This window comes from Evansella vedderi, assembly GCF_030813435.1.
GTDB classification, from domain to species: domain Bacteria; phylum Bacillota; class Bacilli; order Bacillales; family Salisediminibacteriaceae; genus Evansella; species Evansella vedderi.
The window spans coordinates 1-16,592 of the sequence record NZ_JAUSUG010000024.1 but is presented as its reverse complement, the minus strand read 5'-3'; the positions used below and the strand labels follow the sequence as shown (position 1 = coordinate 16,592).

Here is a 16,592-nt window from a genome sequence, read left to right as displayed (position 1 = left end):
GTATAAGCAATGGACTTATGCACATTTTGTAGTTTTTTGTAGCTTTTTATGTTAATTATTTATTTTTGCGAAGATTGGAAGACCTTTTTTCAAATGTACTTGTACATCATCTACTGATTTTAATTCAATTGGAAGAGAGTCCTTTTCCACCTTGTTGAAACCTAAATTCTTCAGAAAACCTGCATCGCTTGCAGCTAACATATAAAGGGCATTAATACCTTCATTTTTCGCATAATGGAGGGTTGCTTCTAAAAACTCTAAAATGAAAATACTAGTAATTTTTTCTGAGTCTACGATTAAGGTTCTAAGAAGACCTATCTCTTCTGTAATTTGCTGAATTCTCACGATGGATACAAAGTCCCCCTGTTCATTTTCTGCTACTAAGAAAGAGGACCAGTCTGTAGATAAAGTGGGATCTACCCCTATTTTTGATATAAAGTGTTGTATTGGTAATGCATCTTCTTCCGTCGCTTTCCTTACAATAAAACTCATGTTTTCCACCCTTTCTAATACGGCTTGTACTAGTATATATATTATCTGTTAGTAAATATATTACTAATAATTTGCTAGATTTTTAATATTTAATAGAATGGGTAGGTTCATAGGGGCTGTTCATAAAGAAAGCAGGCGCCCGGGGGAGTAGCGCCTGCTTCTATCGAATTCAAATATATATTGAGTAAATCGATAATACTAATTTAAAGTGACTTCAGCTACATTTGTTTTGCAAATATATTGGTAAAATTAAGCACGGAATTTATCCATTATGCTAGTAAAAATATCCACAATGAAGAAGGAAACCTGTACACCGTCCTCTTCCTCTTGATATTCGTAGTCATGCTCTGAATCATGGTCATCTGCCTCATGTGCTACTGCATCTCCGTTGGAAAAATCTAAGAAACACAATGGTGGAAATAGGACGCACCACCAGTTGTCCCCTTGACCATCACCAAGTGTAATGAGGACCGCCTCATAAGTTCCGGCAGGATAAAGTCTGTTACCGTAAAGTTTCGTAGGAAAGTTTGTTTCTTCTAGGGAAACATTGAATGATTCCCTGCTTCCTGCTTTCTCCAGCTCGTTGGCAACTATTTGATTAAGTTCATCTAAATTTTCGTCTATAATATGACGGGCCTGCTCCAAATCGTCTAGTTGTTCCACCCATTCTGTGATTTGAGCATTTACCGCGTCTCGAATATTTCGTTTAACAGTTTGATCGACTGGATTATTGCTATTTGCTAGAATTCGTAATCTAATAGATTCCTCTGGAATAAAAAATTCTTCATCTGCGTATACAGGCATGATTACTTGCCCTTCCCACGATAAAATTAAAATAGATAAGGCCGCTAATAAATAAATTCTAATTCGATGAATTTGTTGCTTCATTTGTAACCTCCCCCTTCTAGTCCTCATTCTGGACAGAAGGGAAAAAATATAAACATAGAAATTCATAGATTCGAGCGACAAAATTTGCAGTTTAATAGATTTAGAGGTTTGAAACGCGAGTTCCGCTCTTTCTCTTGGTTAATGTTTTTAACCTATAAAAAAGGATGGTCCTTAGTTGCTCCAGTGTGCCACAACTTGAAACCATCCTAACCAAACACTCTATTATTGAACTACTGCGTATACAATTCGTTCTTTTCCGTTTATATCATTTCGGACTTCCACACGTGCTGTAGGAAAGGTACCTTGAAGTAAAGACTTCACAGCTGCTCCTTGTCCATGGCCGATTTCGAAGGCAACTACTCCTGGAACCTCCAAGACCTTTGGAATTTGTGCTACTAACTCCCTATATATGTCCAAACCATCTTCCCCTGCAAATAATGCTAGCTCCGGTTCATGGTCGAGGACATTCCCTTTCATAATCGATCGGTCCCCCTCTGGTATATATGGCGGGTTGGAAACTACCACATTGAATTTTTTCCCAGAAGAAAGGATGGGTTCTAAAAGGTCACCCTTATGGAAGGTGACTGATGCCCCTAGTTGAGCTGCATTGTTGCGGGCCACCTGCAATGCACTTGCAGAGATGTCCACAGCATGGACCTCACTCTTAGGCAATTCTAAATTTAAGGTTATGGCAATAATTCCACTGCCTGTACCAACGTCCACAAGTTGAATAGCATCTAGACTCGAAGCCAATTCCAGCACCGTTTCGATTAGCTCTTCCGTTTCCGGCCGAGGGATGAGGACGTCCGGGCCTACGGCAAAAATACGGCCATAAAACTCTTCCACTCCAGTAATGTATTGTACAGGCGTTCCGCTGGCTGCCTTCGTCACATCCCTTTGGAAGGCTGACCATACCTCAGCATCTAGAACGGATTGATATTCACTAAACAGCCTTGACCTGCTCCAGCCCGTATGATGCAGTAACAATATTTCTCCGATCCGTTCTTCATAATCATGACTTTGTAAAAAAGAAGAAGCCCATTGAAGGGCCTCGTAAACTTTTTTTCCAGACATCTTCTGTTACTCCCCTGCTTCTTCCATGGCACGGGATTGTTCTTCCATAATTAATTGGTCGATGATCTCATCGAGATTCCCTTGCAGGATTTGGTCAAGCTTCTGCAGGGTCAAACCAATACGGTGATCAGTCACACGGCTTTGTGGGAAGTTGTACGTGCGGATTCGCTCTGAGCGGTCCCCAGTACCTACAGCAGATTTACGAGTTTGAGCGTATTCTGCTTCCGCTTCCTTTTGGAATTTATCGTAAATTCGGGCCCTCAATACCTTCATGGCCTTTTCTTTGTTCTTAATTTGAGACTTTTCGTCCTGACACGATACAACAACACCTGTAGGAATGTGCGTTAAACGAACAGCAGACATTGTCGTGTTTACACTTTGCCCCCCTGGTCCGCTGGATGCGAAGGTGTCCACACGGATGTCCTTCTCGTGGATGTCTACTTCCACTTCCTCTGCCTCTGGTAAAACAGCTACCGTTGCTGTAGAAGTGTGGATTCGACCACCAGACTCTGTCGTTGGTACACGCTGTACACGGTGGGCACCATTTTCATACTTCATCTTAGAATAAGCACCTTTTCCGTTAATCATAAAGATGATCTCTTTGTAACCACCGATGGCAGTCGGGCTCGCCTCAATTACTTCTGGTTTCCAACCTTGCTCCTCAGCAAAGCGAGTATACATTCGATACAGGTCACCAGCAAAAAGGGCTGCCTCGTCTCCACCTGCAGCTCCGCGGATTTCTACGATAACGTTTTTGTCATCGTTAGGGTCCTTCGGTAATAAGAGAACGCGGAGTTTATCTTCTAGCGGCTGAATTTGTTCTTCTAGCTCATCTATCTCCATTTTTACCATTTCATACATTTCGTCATCCAAGTCTTCTTCACGGAGCATAGTTTTGGCATCATTGTATTGCTGCTTCACTTCCTTGTACTGGCGGAAGGTTTGCACCGTTTCTTCTATATCTGATTGCTCCTTAGAATAGTCACGGAGCTTCTTCGGGTCACTAATGACATCAGGGTCCATCAATAACTCATTTAATTTTTCGTACCGTTCTTCTACGGCTTCTAATCGATCGAACACTGTTCCTTCACCTCATTTAATAAACGCTCAACAGTCTCATTATAGTATAGGGAGAGTCATTTGTAAAAATCAATAAAATTTTACAAAAAAGAGGTCTATCCTGAAAATAGGTGGCACAAAAGATTGCACTTTATCTTTTGTGCCACCGAAGCAATGAGCGAAGCCGCCGCAATCTTTACAAAGGTAGCTAGGAGTGGGGTTTTCCTAGCTACCGCGCGGCAGACGGAGCCATTGCCGGCACTTTTCATACTCCATCGTGCAAATATCACTTGCATGGAGGTCTATCCTAAAAATGCAGAATTTTTGTTTGATACAAGTGTTTCTTAAAATTAATCCTCTATTGGAAACTTTGACCGAGTACTGGGAAAAATATACGTTAACAATAGGAATATACGTTATTTTTAGAAGATCATCGGGAATTGTAAGGTATACAACTATTGCTATATATTATTTTTCCACAATTATAATTGTGACTAAGGAAGGAGGGCTTCAGGAGATGAGGGTTGTTATTATTGGCGGTGATGCGGCCGGGATGAGTGCTGCTATGCAAATTGTTCGGAACAGTGAGGTTGCGGAGATTACCGTTTTGGAAAAGGGAAAATATTATTCCTATGCCCAGTGCGGCCTCCCCTACTATATTGGGAGCGTTATTGACAGCTCTGAAAAACTCATTGCCCGCAAACGGGAGACTTTTCAGGATGAGTATGATATTGATGCAAGAATTTTTCACGAGGTTCGGGAAATAAACCCAAAAGAGAGAACTGTTAAAGGATGGGATCTCATTAATGATAAATCATTTGAAATCCCTTATGAAAAATGCTTAATTGCAACGGGAGCTGCTCCTATTTTTCCGAAATGGGAGGGTGGGGAGCTTCATGGCATTCATGTCCTTAAAACAATTCCCGATGCAAAACATATTATTAAGGATATGAAGGAGGATGTCCTTAATGTGACAATTATTGGCGGTGGTTATATTGGCCTTGAAGTAGCAGAAAATATGGTGGGGTTGGGGAGGAAAGTTCGAATTATTGATATGGCTGACAGCCTTGGTAATGTATTTGACAAGGAGATTAGTGACCAAATTCATGATGAGGCGGAGGCCCGAGGGATTGAGGTAATTCTTGGGGAGTCTGTGGAAGGTTTTTCGGGAAAAAATAAGGTAGAAACCGTTGTAACGGATAAAGGGACGTATCGAAGTGATATGGTCATCGTTGCGATTGGAGTAAAACCTAATACAGACTTTGTTAAAAATATCGGACTGAACCTTCACACATCAGGAGCAATCATTGTCAATCCGTATATGGAAACGAACGTGGAAAATATTTATGCTGCCGGAGACTGTGCAACCCAATTTCATCGTATAAAGGAGCTGGATGATTATATCCCATTAGGAACTCACGCTAACAAGCAAGGCAGAGTAGCTGGAAGTAACATTGCTGGTTTACCTAAAACTTTTCAGGGAATTGTGGGGACTTCCATTATGAAGTTCTTTGATCTCACCATAGGTAGAACAGGGCTTAGTGAAGCGGAAGCAGAAGGACTTCATATTCCTTACGAATCATTGGAATTTACTGGGCGTACCCATTCTGGATATTATCCTAATAGCGAAAAGCTGTACATTAAATTGTTACGTAATAAGGAAACGGACCGGTTTCTTGGGGCACAAATAGTTGGGAAATCGGGAGTAGATAAGAGAATCGATGTGGCAGCAACAGCCTTGTACCATGAAATGACAATTTCTGATTTGGAGAATCTCGATCTCAGCTATGCTCCTCCTTTTAACGGAGTATGGGATCCACTTCAGCAGGCAGCAAGAAGATATGGGAATAACTAGTCTGTTTTATGGACAGTTTTATAGGACAGGTAACACTTTCTCCCTCTACCTTACCTGTTCTATAAACACTTCATGCGACAGGTAACACTCCTTTCTTTGCACTTACCTGTTCCATAACTGCAGAACTTACCTGAAAATACCCCTTTTTTTGCATAAAAAATGCCTTCTGATCTTTTAACAGAAGGCATTAAGGCTTTATCTCCAGTCATTAACGATGACACGATAGTTGTATCTTGGGTTTGCTTGAATTAATCGTTCCTCTATTTCTTGAACGCGACGATTATTTTCTTCTTGGGATACTCCGGGATTAGGATGATCCTCGTGCATAATATTAACCCAAGCTTGACCACCCATTATGACAACCATGCCTGGGACTACATTGGGATAGTCGTAAACGATATTCTCCATTCGTTCCTGATCATCCGCATGTGTAGGGTGTGGTGCTTGTGGTGAACGATAGCTTTTACCTGTGGAATTTATCTCACTAAAATTGTCCACTCGATCTTGCTGATTATGCTGTGCCACACCGTAGTTTGCGGGACCCGGTCCAAATAGACTTTCCCCCCAGTCCTTTTGTCCATGTGCAGTTTGTGGGTTTGTATTGTTACCAAAGCCGCCGACTTCAGGAGTATCTAAGTCATTGCAACCTGTAATTATAAGAAGAAGCAAACCTATTCCAGCTAAGGTATACTTCATATAAACACCTCCTAGAGGTAGCTTTTCCTAAATGACGGATGCAAATACAATTCGTGAAAAAAATTTTGAGGGTTTGGGTTTATTGGGCCGCTGTACTGTTTTTATGGCAAAGGAAAAAGCCGATTTAACAATCGGCCTTTAATTTGGTGTTTATTTGAACCTCCGCCCTCTAAAGATGGCGGGGTCTCTTTTTTCTTAATAAGTGGTTTGGATTTGTTTTACGTGCATGCTGGGCTTGCCTGGTACTTCATGGCAATGGCGGCAGCGAGGCTCATAGGATTCGGATGCACCCACGAGGATGATTGGGTCATCGTAGGATGCTGGTTTACCGTTGATGAGCCTTTGGGTGCGGCTTGCTGGTGAGCCGCAGGACATGCAGATTGCTTGTAGCTTTGTTACTGTTTCGGCCATGGCCATGAGGGCTGGGACGGTTCCGAATGGTTCGCCTCGGAAGTCTTGGTCAAGGCCTGCTACAATAACGCGGATTCCTTGGTCTGCTAGTTCTTGGACTACTTCCACTACTGCTTGGTCGAAAAATTGTACTTCATCGATAGCGACGACTTGTGTGTCTTTTTCTATTAGGTCTAATATAATTGCGGCTTCCCGTATAGGTTGGGCGTATACTTTTGTGCCGTTGTGTGAGACCACTTCTTTTTCGCTGTAGCGGTTATCGATTTCTGGTTTAAAGACTTGTACTTTTTGTCGACCGTAATATGCTCGACGTACTCTTCTGATAAGCTCCTCAGACTTTCCTGAAAACATACTTCCGCAGACTACTTCCAGCCAGCCTTCTCTCCTGGTTAAATGCATATGACGACTCTCCCTGTTCTTTGTTCTATCTATCGTTTTAAGTAGCTTATGTACTCTCCGATGTTTTGGGTCTATAAAATAAAGGAACCGTTCAGCTTGATGGGGCTCGAACGGTAATTGTACTCTTCTTATTATAGTCATGTTCCGCAAAGGGGACAATGGAGATTTTGCTGTTTTTTGTTTTTGTTGGGCGAAACCTAACAACGGTGCGGATTTTTTGGGTAATGGAAATTTTTTATTTTTAGGGATAAAAAAACAGGCAAGCGGTGCTTACCTGTTTGATTACTGTTACTTTCTGTTGTATTTCTTTTTGAAGCGTTCCACACGTCCGCCTGCATCGGCAAACTTTTGACGTCCAGTGTAGAATGGGTGAGAGTCAGAGGATACCTCGACGTTGATTAATGGATAAGTGTTTCCATCTTCCCACTCGATTGTTTCACTAGAGTGCTTTGTTGATCCGCTTAAGAACATAAATCCAGTACTTGTATCCTTAAATACAACTTTACGGTGATTAGGATGGATTTCTGGTTTCATTCTTTTTCATCTCCTTCCGCCCTGAGTCTTTCGAAACAGAGTTTACAAATGTTGATGTGAGGATTACTCCCATCAATTTCACACATGACGAAATTATATCAAGTGTAAGATCAATTTGCAACAGGCTTTAGATTAAATGCCGTAATTAATGTATACCAATATATAGAAAAAACTAAACAAAGAGATTGTGAGTACTAACTAACACGCCCTCTTATAAAATAACCGCAATCATATTGTTCAGTAACGCTTTTACTGTCTGCCTCTGCGTTACTAATTTCTAACTCTTAATTTACCTGTTTTTTCTTGCTCGAAGGAATTGAAGAATTCTTCGTTTGTTTTCGTATCTTTCACTTTTTTCAGGAATCGTTCTAGGAATTCTGGCTGATCGTTCATCGTTTTACGGATTGCCCATAAGTTCTCGATTTGCTCCTTCGGTAATAAAAGCTCTTCGCGACGTGTACTGGATCGGCGAATATCAATTGCCGGGAAGATACGGCGCTCAGAGAGCTTACGATCAAGGTGAATTTCCATGTTACCTGTTCCTTTAAATTCCTCGTAAATGACGTCATCCATACGTGACCCAGTATCCACTAAGGCAGTAGCAAGGATTGTTAAGCTTCCGCCCTCTTCAATGTTACGGGCTGCACCAAAGAAACGCTTAGGGCGGTGGAAACTCGCTGGGTCAATACCACCGGATAGAGTTCGTCCACTTGGAGGAACTACTAAGTTATAGGCGCGAGCAAGGCGAGTGATCGAATCCATTAGGATAACGACATCCTTTTTCGCCTCTACTAAACGCATGGCCCGGTCTAACACCAATTCTGCAACCTTAATATGATTCTCAGGAACCTCGTCGAAGGTGGAGCTAACCACTTCCCCTTTGATGGAACGTTCCATGTCCGTTACTTCCTCTGGACGCTCGTCAATGAGAAGTACCATTAGCTCGATGTCCGGGTGATTTTCGGCAATACTATTTGCGACTTCTTGTAAAAGAAGGGTTTTACCTGCTTTAGGTGGTGCAACAATTAATCCACGTTGTCCAAACCCAATTGGAGAAATCATGTCTATCACTCGTGATGCCACTAAATGTGGTGCAGATTCCAGAGTCATTTTTTTCTGTGGATATAGTGGTGTTAATTGTGGGAAATGCGGGCGTTGGCGAGCTGCTTCTGGATCTTCCCCATTAACTGCAGCAACCTGCAGTAATCCATAATAACGTTCATTTTCCTTTGGTTTTCTAACTTTCCCAGATACAGTGTCACCGTTTCTTAAATCAAATCGACGGATTTGAGATGCGGAGATGTAAATATCCTGGGAACTTGGCTTATACGTGTTAGAACGGAGAAATCCGAAGCCTTCCGTCGGCACTACTTCTAAAATACCTTCCATAAACATAAGCTCTTCTTGTTCCGCTTGCTTCTTCATAATTGCAAAAATCAGTTCCTTTTTTGTAAGCTGGCTATAGTAGGACACTTTTACTTCCTTGGCCATTTCGTACAATTCCTTGAGCTTCATCTGCTCTAATTCTTTCAATGTTACTCCCATGAGTATAAATCACACCTTTACTTCTGTTTTAAAAAGTTGTCGTATCTATGTAACACATCCTCAAGTTTTCCATGTGTTCATTCCTGTGAAACTGACCGTTTACAAGAGCAAGTCCAGTTTTCATTTAAATACGTGCGGAAAAAAATTATAATTGTTCCTTTATGTTAATTTTTTTTGCATGTAATATTGAATGATCCTTTAATTTTTGTAGGGTTTGGGATAGAAGTCTCGAGAAGTTACAAGAGGTTATAGGCTTTTATTTCTATCTACTCTAGTAGATGTGCCAAAATTTTATAGTAATGGCACCACAGTGCACATCAAGCTAGAAGAAACCCGCTCCTGGCCTGAATGTAAAAAAGCAGCCGCTACAGTCATCGCTAAAAGTATGCTCAAGCGGAGATCGCCCTTTTTTGAACAGCCCCTAATAGACTGTTTTACTAGGATAGACAGTTTTTGATTACAATATAATCAAAGCATAAAACTTTCTATAGTTCAAGTGCTGTAAGCAATTATATTAACTCTATTATAGCAGATTTGAAAGAGGGTTTGGGGGAAAGATTTCTCCCCCCTTAATATGAACTTAAACAAACGTTTATTTAAAAAGCTGTTTGAGCCTGTATCATAGCCATACTATATTCTCCTAACTAGCGAATTACTAGATCTGGTTTTTTCGTAAGCATATGTTTTCCGTCAATAAAGCGGACCGTACCAGACTTGGCACGCATGACAAGGGATTGTGTTGTACCGATAGTTCCTTTGTAGCGTACCCCTTTAAGAAGCTCACCGTCTGTTACTCCAGTGGCTGCAAAGATAGCATCGTCACCCTTCACTAAGTCTTCCATTCGGAGGATTCGGCTCACATCATCAATTCCCATCTTTTTGCATCTAGCAAGCTCTTCCTCACTCTGTGGTAATAGTTTCCCTTGAAGCTCGCCACCTAAACATTTTAATGCAACTGCTGCTAAAACACCTTCTGGAGCACCACCGGAACCGATGAGGAGGTCTACCCCAGTGTCTTCGAAGGCAGTATTGATGGCTGCTGCAACGTCTCCATCCCTTATGAGTTTGATTCTTGCACCGGCATCGCGAATATCATTAATATACTTTTGATGGCGTTCCCGGTTTAAGATAGCAACAACTAGATCATCAATGTCTTTATTTTTCGCTCTTGCCACGGCTTTCAAGTTATCTAAAACTGGGGCATCAATATCTACTTTTCCAACTGATTCTGGTCCTACTGCAATTTTGTCCATGTACATGTCAGGAGCGTGTAGGAGGTTGCCATTGTCTGCAATGGCGATGACTGCCAAGGCATTCCACTCCCCATTTGCAACAATGTTTGTACCTTCTAACGGATCAACGGCCACATCTACCCTTGGACCGTAACCGTTACCTAGCTTTTCTCCAATATAAAGCATCGGGGCCTCGTCCATTTCCCCTTCCCCAATGACAACGGTGCCTTTCATTGGGACAGTGTCGAATACATCTCTCATTGCTTCCGTTGCTGCTTTGTCTGCTCCATCCTTGTTCCCTCTTCCCATCCAACGGGCGGAGGCTAGGGCAGCTGCTTCTGTAACTCGTACTAATTCCATGGATAAGCTTCTTTCCATCTGTTTCCCCTCACAGTACTTTATATTTTTAAGTTTTCTACCCTGAAAATAGGTGGCACAAAAGATCGCACTTTATCTTTTGTGCCACCGAAGCAATGAGCGCAGCCGCCGCAATCTTCACAAAGGTATCTATGAGTGGTCTTCTCATAGATACCGTGCGGCGAGTGCAGCCATTGCCAGCACTTTTCATTCTCCATCGTGCAAAATTTCACTTGCACGGAGACCTCTATAGTCTATATTTATGAGTTTTTGATTTCTGTGAGTTCTTTTTCGGTTAGGGCTTCTCGCCATATTTTTGCGCCTAAGCCTTTGAGCTTGTTTTCTAATCCTCCGTAACCGCGGTCAATATGCTCTACTCCTGTTATTTCTGTTACTCCATTTGCCATTAAGCCTGCAACAACGAGGGATGCTCCGGCACGGAGGTCACTTGCCCTTACTTTTGCCCCTTGTAATGGAGTACCCCCATTAACTAATGCTGAGCGGCCTTCTACTTTAATGTTAGCCCCCATTCTACGGAGTTCGTCTATATGCTTAAATCTTGCATTGTAAATAGTATCTGTTACCATACTCACACCATCCGCTTGGGTTAGGAGGCTAGTGAATGGCTGTTGCAGATCCGTTGGAAAACCAGGATACACAAGTGTTTTCACATCAACTGACTTTAAATTTTCACTGGAGCGGACTAATATTTGATCATCTGCCACATCTACCATGATGCCCATTTCCCTAAGTTTTGCCGTTAAGGATTCCACGTGGTCTGGAATAACATTGTCCACAAGAACCGATTGGCCCATGGCTGCTCCTAAAATCATAAAGGTACCTGTTTCAATCCTGTCTGGAATAATGGAATGTCTGCAGCCATGAAGCTCATCTACACCCGTAATCCGGATGACATTCGTACCTGCACCTTTTATATTTGCTCCCATGTTGGATAATAGGGTGGCAACGTCAATAATTTCAGGTTCCTTTGCTGCATTTTCAATGATTGTCTTCCCTTTGGCTTTCACTGCCGCAAGCATAATATTAATAGTTGCTCCTACACTAACTACATCTAGGTATATTCTTGCCCCAACAAGCTCGTCTGCTTGTAAGTAAACAGCTCCCTGTTCATTGGTTACCTTTGCACCAAGGGCTTCAAATCCTTTTATATGTTGATCTATTGGTCTCGGGCCTAGATTACAGCCTCCCGGGAGACCTATAACCGCTTTTTTGAATTTTCCAAGCATCGCACCCATCATGTAATAAGAGGCACGAAGTTTTTTTACACGGCCATTCGGAAGTGGCATGGCAAACATATTTTCTGGATGAATAACGAGTGTATCGTCCTCCAGATTCGTTGTACCTCCAATTTCCTCTAACAGCTCTGCTAAAGTTTCCACATCTGAAATATTCGGGAGATTATCGATCGTTACCGGAGAATCAGCTAAAATTGCTGCCGGAATAAGTGCTACAGCACTGTTCTTAGCTCCACTTATTTGTACTGTTCCTTCTAACGGGTGGCCGCCTTCGATCAATAGTTTTTCCATAACCAGCTTCCCTTCTGTCATTCATGTTTGACATAAAATATTATCATTTTACTCTCTATAAAATGGTAACATAAAATGCCTTCTATCTACCATTTTATACGGAGAAAAATTATTTTAGACATGAAATTATAATCAGGTACTAGTATATACCCAAAAGGCATTTTACTGCCTTTTGGGTTATCTTTCGTTCCTTATTGGTTCGTTTTGTCCCAATCTTGAAGGAATTTTTCAATTCCCGCATCCGTTAACGGGTGACTCACCAACTGTTTGATTACCTTTAGTGGAACAGTCCCAATATGAGCCCCTCTCGCTGCAGATTCCGTCACATGCTGCGGGTGGCGGATAGAGGCAGCAATAATTTCCGTAGAAATATCATGTACTTCGAATATCTCTGCAATTTGAGAAATTAGCTCTAATCCATTGTGTCCAATATCATCTAATCTTCCTAAAAATGGGGATACATACGTTGCCCCTGCTCTTGCTGCTAGAAGTGCTTGATTTGCTGAAAAAATTAAAGTAACATTTGTTGAAATATTTAAGTCGCTAAAAGTTTTCACTGCTTTTAAACCCTCTAGGGTCATCGGTACTTTAATGGTAATGTTTGGGGCGATGGAAGCGAGCTCTTTTCCCTCTTCGATCATTCCTTTCGCATCTAACGCGATAACCTCAGCACTTACAGACCCAGAAGTTACAACACTGGTAATCTCTTTCAGTCTGTCCTGAAAATTAACACCCTCTTTTGCCACAAGGGAAGGGTTTGTCGTCACTCCGGAGAGAATACCTAATTCATGCGCTTCTTTGATTTCATCTAAATTTGCAGTATCAATGAAAAACTTCATAAGTGAAAACACCTCGTATATGTTAATTTGGATAATTACTTCTTCTTTCGCTAGTAACCCACTTACTTTTTTAATCACCGATTTATACTATTCCAAAACTTTATACTTTTCTCCATAATCCGAGGGCCTTTAGTAAACGTTTGCGGTTTTCGGAAAATTTTGACGAATGGTGACAAAAAAGGAAAGTTGGGCAGCACCTCATTTAAGGGGTACCGCCAACTTTTATGTTAATTATGCTTTATTTGATGAACCGAACTCTCTCATTTTGCCAATAACTGTTTCTTTAATAGCGTCACGAGCTGGTCCTAAGTATTTACGTGGGTCGTACATGTCTGGCTTTTCAGCAAGTACTTCACGAACTGCTTTCGCAGAAGCAATTTGATTTTCTGTGTTTACATTAATCTTTGCAGTTCCAAGGGAAATCGCTTTTTGGATATCGTGAGTTGGAATTCCAGTTCCTCCATGTAGTACTAATGGTACACCAGTAGTTCTTCCGATCTCTTCCATACGGTCAAACCCTAAGTTTGGCTCCCCTTTGTAAGGTCCGTGTACAGATCCTAAAGCAGGTGCAAAGCAGTCTACACCAGTTTCACGAACTAGCTGATCACATTCAGCTGGGATTGCATACATTGCATCAGCTTCCTCAACAACTAGATCATCCTCTTGTCCACCAATTCGGCCTAATTCAGCCTCTACGGAAACTCCAAGTGTATGTGCAACGTCTACTACTTTTTTTGTAAGGGCGATGTTTTCCTCTAACGGGTAGTGGGATCCATCAATCATTACGGAAGTAAAGCCAGCATACATCGCTTCTACACATTTCTCAAAGCTTGAACCGTGGTCTAGGTGAATAGCAACAGGAACAGTTACTCCATAATCCGCCATTAAAGCTTCTACGATATTAACTACTGTGTAGAATCCTCCCATATAACGTGCAGCACCTTCAGATACCCCAAGGATAACTGGAGATTGCTCTTCTTCTGCAGCTTGTAGGATTGCTTGTGTAAACTCTAAGTTGTTTAAGTTAAATTGACCTACTGCATAGCCGCCTGCTTTTGCTTCTTCAAGCATTTCTTTCATTGATACTAAAGGCATTCGTATAATCCTCCTTTGATTCACGTGCTCGTTTTTCTTCCTAAGAATGATTCAGTTTCCTATAACAACAGTGATAATATTTGCTAAAATAAGACAATTTATCCTCTTGTAAACAAAAAAGCCATGAACCTCACTGGATCACAGCCAAAACCATTCTAAGGGTTGACTCAAAAGATATTATAGCATAAGAAAAATGTTTTTCATGTGAATTTTAAAAAAATTGTACTTATTTTCACAAATATGTATTATTATTTCCCTTGTTTAGCAGCTAAGTAATTTTTTACCTCTTCCCTAACTTCATCAATGTCAAATGGCTTCGCAAAATGAGTAAGCGCTCCCAGTTGCATCGCTTCATTAATCATTTCAAGTTCCCCATACGCTGTCATCATAATGACATCAGAGGTGACGTTATCCATTTTCTTAATTTCTCTAAGGATTTCTAACCCATCCATTCCAGGTATTTTCATATCTAGTAAAATTAAATCAGGATGCTCCTCCGTTACTAGTTTGAGGGCTTGTTTCCCATTAGAAGCTTGCAATGTTTCATAACCATCCTTTTCAAATACCTCATTAAGAAGCACTCGAATTCCGAATTGGTCATCTACGATTAATAATTTCTTCTTCACCTTGATTTCCCTCCACTTCACTTCACTATACTCTTATTAAATAAGAATTCGCTAAATTTGTAAATAATCCTTTAAAATGACATAAAAATAAATTTTACGACATTTGTCAAATAATGTCCGTTGAATTGTCGTTAACCACACGTTTACTCTACCATGTAGTATGTTAAGAGAAGTAAAATTTTTGTCGTAAAATTTTTTATTTTGTGTTAGGTTTTTTTGGTAATTTTTCAGTATTATTTTGTGAAGGAACAATAAACAAAAAAAACACGGGTATCCTCATCGTAGCACTACTTTGTTGTTTTTTGAAAAGCTTGGAGAAGCGGAAGACGGCGGCTACGGTGACATTACGCCGTTGCCCACAAGCGGGGCCTGCAGCGTATCCAAGCAATATTATATTCTAACAAAAACAACATCTTGTAGAAGACCCGTGTTCGTTTAACTGTGATTTACCTATTTAAAATTCTGGTTGCCTGTTGGGCTTCACCATGGAATTCGATGGTTGCTTGATCATTGTAATACTTCATCCATAATCCTTCACCTTCTTTGAAATAATGGATTCTCCCGTCCATTTCCACAGGGTAGACAGTGAAGGTTTGGCCGTCAAAGGATATTTCTGTTTCTTCTACCCCCTCTGTATATTTAAAAAACAATTCCTCTACCGCTTCCACACTTTCCAACATATATTGAATGATTTTTTCTTCCCAATCATCTGTTCCTCTAACTTCTTGAACAGCATCATAATGCGTATCTTCATTCATTTTTCTTATTAGCGTAACTTCATCACCTGCTTCATTGATTTCAAATAAATCAAAATGTCCCACTGCATGCCCTAAGTGACCTGACCCTAACACATATCCTGTTGCTATGCTGTGGTAGAACATACGCTCTTCCGCTAAACCATAAGTATGATACAGCTCAAAGTCAGCAAATACATTGTATTTTTCCACAGGATTCATTGTTGTGTCTTCTTCTAATTCATCGTCCTCTCCTTCCACAGCTTCTACTTCAAACATGGGGGCAATAATTGAATTTAACACTCTATTTTTCTCTATTTCATACCACTAGCATTGCATTAATATAGTCTAAAAATTCAGTAAATATTTTTTCTTTAATTTGAGCCAAAAAGACAAAGCCTAAAGAAAAAGGTGATTCTGTCCATTTGGGAAAATTATACATTTAGAAACAAGGACGACAACGACAGTTAAATCTATCTAAGAACTGGATGGTTCTTCGAACCTTCGTAACCATTTATAAGCTGGTTTCCATAGCGAAGCTTTCAGCCAACGTGTAATCCGCAGTAACGACTTTTTACTTTTCGTTTCAAGTTGTATCAAGACATTCAAGCAATAAACAATGAGTGCTAAGTACACCTGATTTTGAAGTGCTGTTTCACTCATTCCGTAAAAATGCTTGATTTCTACATGCTGTTTTAACCATTTAAAAAACAACTCGATAGCCCAACGTGATCGATAAATTTCACTTATTTCTTCTGCGCTTAAATCAAATCGGTTAGTGATTAATCGTAGGATATTTCCCTTCGTATCAATCACTTCTAAGAGACGAAAGATATTTTCTGCTCTTTTTTGAGTAGTACCTATATAGACCATTTTATCGGATAGAACAGTACTATCTTCAGGAAGTGAGAAGGATTCAATTTCACGTATGACTGCGTTTTTCTTCAGTCTAGATACAAAGAAATATCCATCATCAGTCATGCGATCAAAACGCTCGTAATCAACATACCCACGGTCAAAGACATACATGGCATCCTTATCGTCTATGAGGACTTCAAGTTGGTTTCGATCATGTTCTTTCGCAGTGGTTATAACAGCTTTTTCAGGATAAACAGTATCTTTATCCATGAAAACAAGTCGTAGATGTAGCTTTACACCAGCTTTCGTTTTACGAAATTTAGCCCATTTATAATTGGTCAAGTTTAAGGG

17 protein-coding genes are annotated in these 16,592 nt (G+C 40.7%); 2 read left to right on the top strand and 15 right to left on the bottom strand.

All coding sequences use genetic code 11. The features are described from left to right. Positions 1-51 precede the first annotated feature (51 nt). From J2S74_RS22620 to prfA, 4 genes are all read right to left on the bottom strand, one after another. Complete coding sequence (locus J2S74_RS22620; RefSeq protein ID WP_307330491.1) at positions 52-492, bottom strand: GNAT family N-acetyltransferase; 441 nt, start codon at positions 490-492, stop codon at positions 52-54. 249 nt (positions 493-741) lie between these two features. Next, the gene (gene spoIIR / locus J2S74_RS22615) at positions 742-1,380 is read right to left on the bottom strand and encodes a stage II sporulation protein R (RefSeq protein ID WP_307330487.1); all 639 of its coding nucleotides are present in this window, start codon (positions 1,378-1,380) and stop codon (positions 742-744) included. Positions 1,381-1,602: 222 nt separating this feature from the next. Then, positions 1,603-2,454 (bottom strand): peptide chain release factor N(5)-glutamine methyltransferase, encoded by an 852-nt coding sequence (gene prmC, locus J2S74_RS22610; RefSeq protein ID WP_307330485.1) that lies wholly within the window; start codon positions 2,452-2,454, stop codon positions 1,603-1,605. Positions 2,455-2,460: 6 nt separating this feature from the next. Beyond that, the gene (gene prfA, locus J2S74_RS22605) at positions 2,461-3,534 is read right to left on the bottom strand and encodes a peptide chain release factor 1 (RefSeq protein ID WP_307330483.1); all 1,074 of its coding nucleotides are present in this window, start codon (positions 3,532-3,534) and stop codon (positions 2,461-2,463) included. 153 nt (positions 3,535-3,687) lie between these two features. Between prfA and J2S74_RS22600 the strand changes: the two genes are divergently transcribed. Continuing rightward, positions 3,688-3,861, top strand: coding sequence for a hypothetical protein (locus tag J2S74_RS22600; RefSeq protein WP_307330481.1), 174 nt, complete (start codon positions 3,688-3,690; stop codon positions 3,859-3,861). 169 nt (positions 3,862-4,030) lie between these two features. Continuing rightward, on the top strand, positions 4,031-5,368 hold the full coding sequence (locus J2S74_RS22595; RefSeq protein WP_307330480.1) for an FAD-dependent oxidoreductase: 1,338 nt from the start codon (positions 4,031-4,033) through the stop codon (positions 5,366-5,368). A 195-nt stretch (positions 5,369-5,563) separates the two neighbouring features. Here the strand turns inward: J2S74_RS22595 and J2S74_RS22590 are convergent, their stop codons facing one another. From J2S74_RS22590 to J2S74_RS22540, 11 genes are all read right to left on the bottom strand, one after another. Next, positions 5,564-6,064, bottom strand: a complete 501-nt coding sequence (locus tag J2S74_RS22590; RefSeq protein WP_307330479.1) for a hypothetical protein — start codon at positions 6,062-6,064, stop codon at positions 5,564-5,566. Between the two features lie 195 nt (positions 6,065-6,259). Beyond that, a complete protein-coding gene (locus J2S74_RS22585) occupies positions 6,260-6,874 on the bottom strand; it encodes a thymidine kinase (protein ID WP_307330667.1) in 615 nt (204 codons plus the stop codon). 288 nt (positions 6,875-7,162) lie between these two features. Then, complete coding sequence (locus tag J2S74_RS22580) at positions 7,163-7,408, bottom strand: type B 50S ribosomal protein L31 (RefSeq protein WP_307330478.1); 246 nt, start codon at positions 7,406-7,408, stop codon at positions 7,163-7,165. A 270-nt stretch (positions 7,409-7,678) separates the two neighbouring features. Continuing rightward, a complete protein-coding gene (rho, locus tag J2S74_RS22575; RefSeq protein ID WP_307330476.1) occupies positions 7,679-8,953 on the bottom strand; it encodes a transcription termination factor Rho in 1,275 nt (424 codons plus the stop codon). 644 nt (positions 8,954-9,597) lie between these two features. Next, complete coding sequence (glpX, locus tag J2S74_RS22570) at positions 9,598-10,563, bottom strand: class II fructose-bisphosphatase (protein WP_307330473.1); 966 nt, start codon at positions 10,561-10,563, stop codon at positions 9,598-9,600. Positions 10,564-10,802: 239 nt separating this feature from the next. After that, on the bottom strand, positions 10,803-12,089 hold the full coding sequence (gene murA / locus J2S74_RS22565; RefSeq protein ID WP_307330471.1) for a UDP-N-acetylglucosamine 1-carboxyvinyltransferase: 1,287 nt from the start codon (positions 12,087-12,089) through the stop codon (positions 10,803-10,805). Between the two features lie 191 nt (positions 12,090-12,280). After that, positions 12,281-12,928, bottom strand: coding sequence for a fructose-6-phosphate aldolase (fsa, locus tag J2S74_RS22560; RefSeq protein WP_307330666.1), 648 nt, complete (start codon positions 12,926-12,928; stop codon positions 12,281-12,283). A gap of 231 nt (positions 12,929-13,159) precedes the next feature. Next, positions 13,160-14,023, bottom strand: coding sequence for a class II fructose-bisphosphate aldolase (locus tag J2S74_RS22555; protein WP_307330468.1), 864 nt, complete (start codon positions 14,021-14,023; stop codon positions 13,160-13,162). A gap of 248 nt (positions 14,024-14,271) precedes the next feature. Further along, a complete protein-coding gene (locus J2S74_RS22550) occupies positions 14,272-14,649 on the bottom strand; it encodes a response regulator (RefSeq protein ID WP_307330465.1) in 378 nt (125 codons plus the stop codon). Positions 14,650-15,095: 446 nt separating this feature from the next. Further along, positions 15,096-15,686 (bottom strand): hypothetical protein, encoded by a 591-nt coding sequence (locus tag J2S74_RS22545; RefSeq protein WP_307330463.1) that lies wholly within the window; start codon positions 15,684-15,686, stop codon positions 15,096-15,098. A gap of 174 nt (positions 15,687-15,860) precedes the next feature. Next, positions 15,861-16,592: IS4 family transposase (locus J2S74_RS22540; RefSeq protein WP_307330460.1), on the bottom strand; the 732-nt coding region annotated here is incomplete at its 5' end.

What these genes read in the sequence shown, in the direction of transcription:
- J2S74_RS22620 (WP_307330491.1), bottom strand. Translation starts at nt 492, where the DNA reads ATGAGTTTTATTGTAAGGAAAGCGACGGAAGAAGATGCATTACCAATA.
- spoIIR (WP_307330487.1), bottom strand. Translation starts at nt 1,380, where the DNA reads ATGAAGCAACAAATTCATCGAATTAGAATTTATTTATTAGCGGCCTTA.
- prmC (WP_307330485.1), bottom strand. Translation starts at nt 2,454, where the DNA reads ATGTCTGGAAAAAAAGTTTACGAGGCCCTTCAATGGGCTTCTTCTTTT.
- J2S74_RS22600 (WP_307330481.1), top strand. Translation starts at nt 3,688, where the DNA reads ATGAGCGAAGCCGCCGCAATCTTTACAAAGGTAGCTAGGAGTGGGGTT.
- J2S74_RS22595 (WP_307330480.1), top strand. Translation starts at nt 4,031, where the DNA reads ATGAGGGTTGTTATTATTGGCGGTGATGCGGCCGGGATGAGTGCTGCT.
- J2S74_RS22590 (WP_307330479.1), bottom strand. Translation starts at nt 6,064, where the DNA reads ATGAAGTATACCTTAGCTGGAATAGGTTTGCTTCTTCTTATAATTACA.
- J2S74_RS22585 (WP_307330667.1), bottom strand. Translation starts at nt 6,874, where the DNA reads ATGCATTTAACCAGGAGAGAAGGCTGGCTGGAAGTAGTCTGCGGAAGT.
- J2S74_RS22580 (WP_307330478.1), bottom strand. Translation starts at nt 7,408, where the DNA reads ATGAAACCAGAAATCCATCCTAATCACCGTAAAGTTGTATTTAAGGAT.
- rho (WP_307330476.1), bottom strand. Translation starts at nt 8,953, where the DNA reads ATGGGAGTAACATTGAAAGAATTAGAGCAGATGAAGCTCAAGGAATTG.
- glpX (WP_307330473.1), bottom strand. Translation starts at nt 10,563, where the DNA reads ATGGAAAGAAGCTTATCCATGGAATTAGTACGAGTTACAGAAGCAGCT.
- murA (WP_307330471.1), bottom strand. Translation starts at nt 12,089, where the DNA reads ATGGAAAAACTATTGATCGAAGGCGGCCACCCGTTAGAAGGAACAGTA.
- fsa (WP_307330666.1), bottom strand. Translation starts at nt 12,928, where the DNA reads ATGAAGTTTTTCATTGATACTGCAAATTTAGATGAAATCAAAGAAGCG.
- J2S74_RS22555 (WP_307330468.1), bottom strand. Translation starts at nt 14,023, where the DNA reads ATGCCTTTAGTATCAATGAAAGAAATGCTTGAAGAAGCAAAAGCAGGC.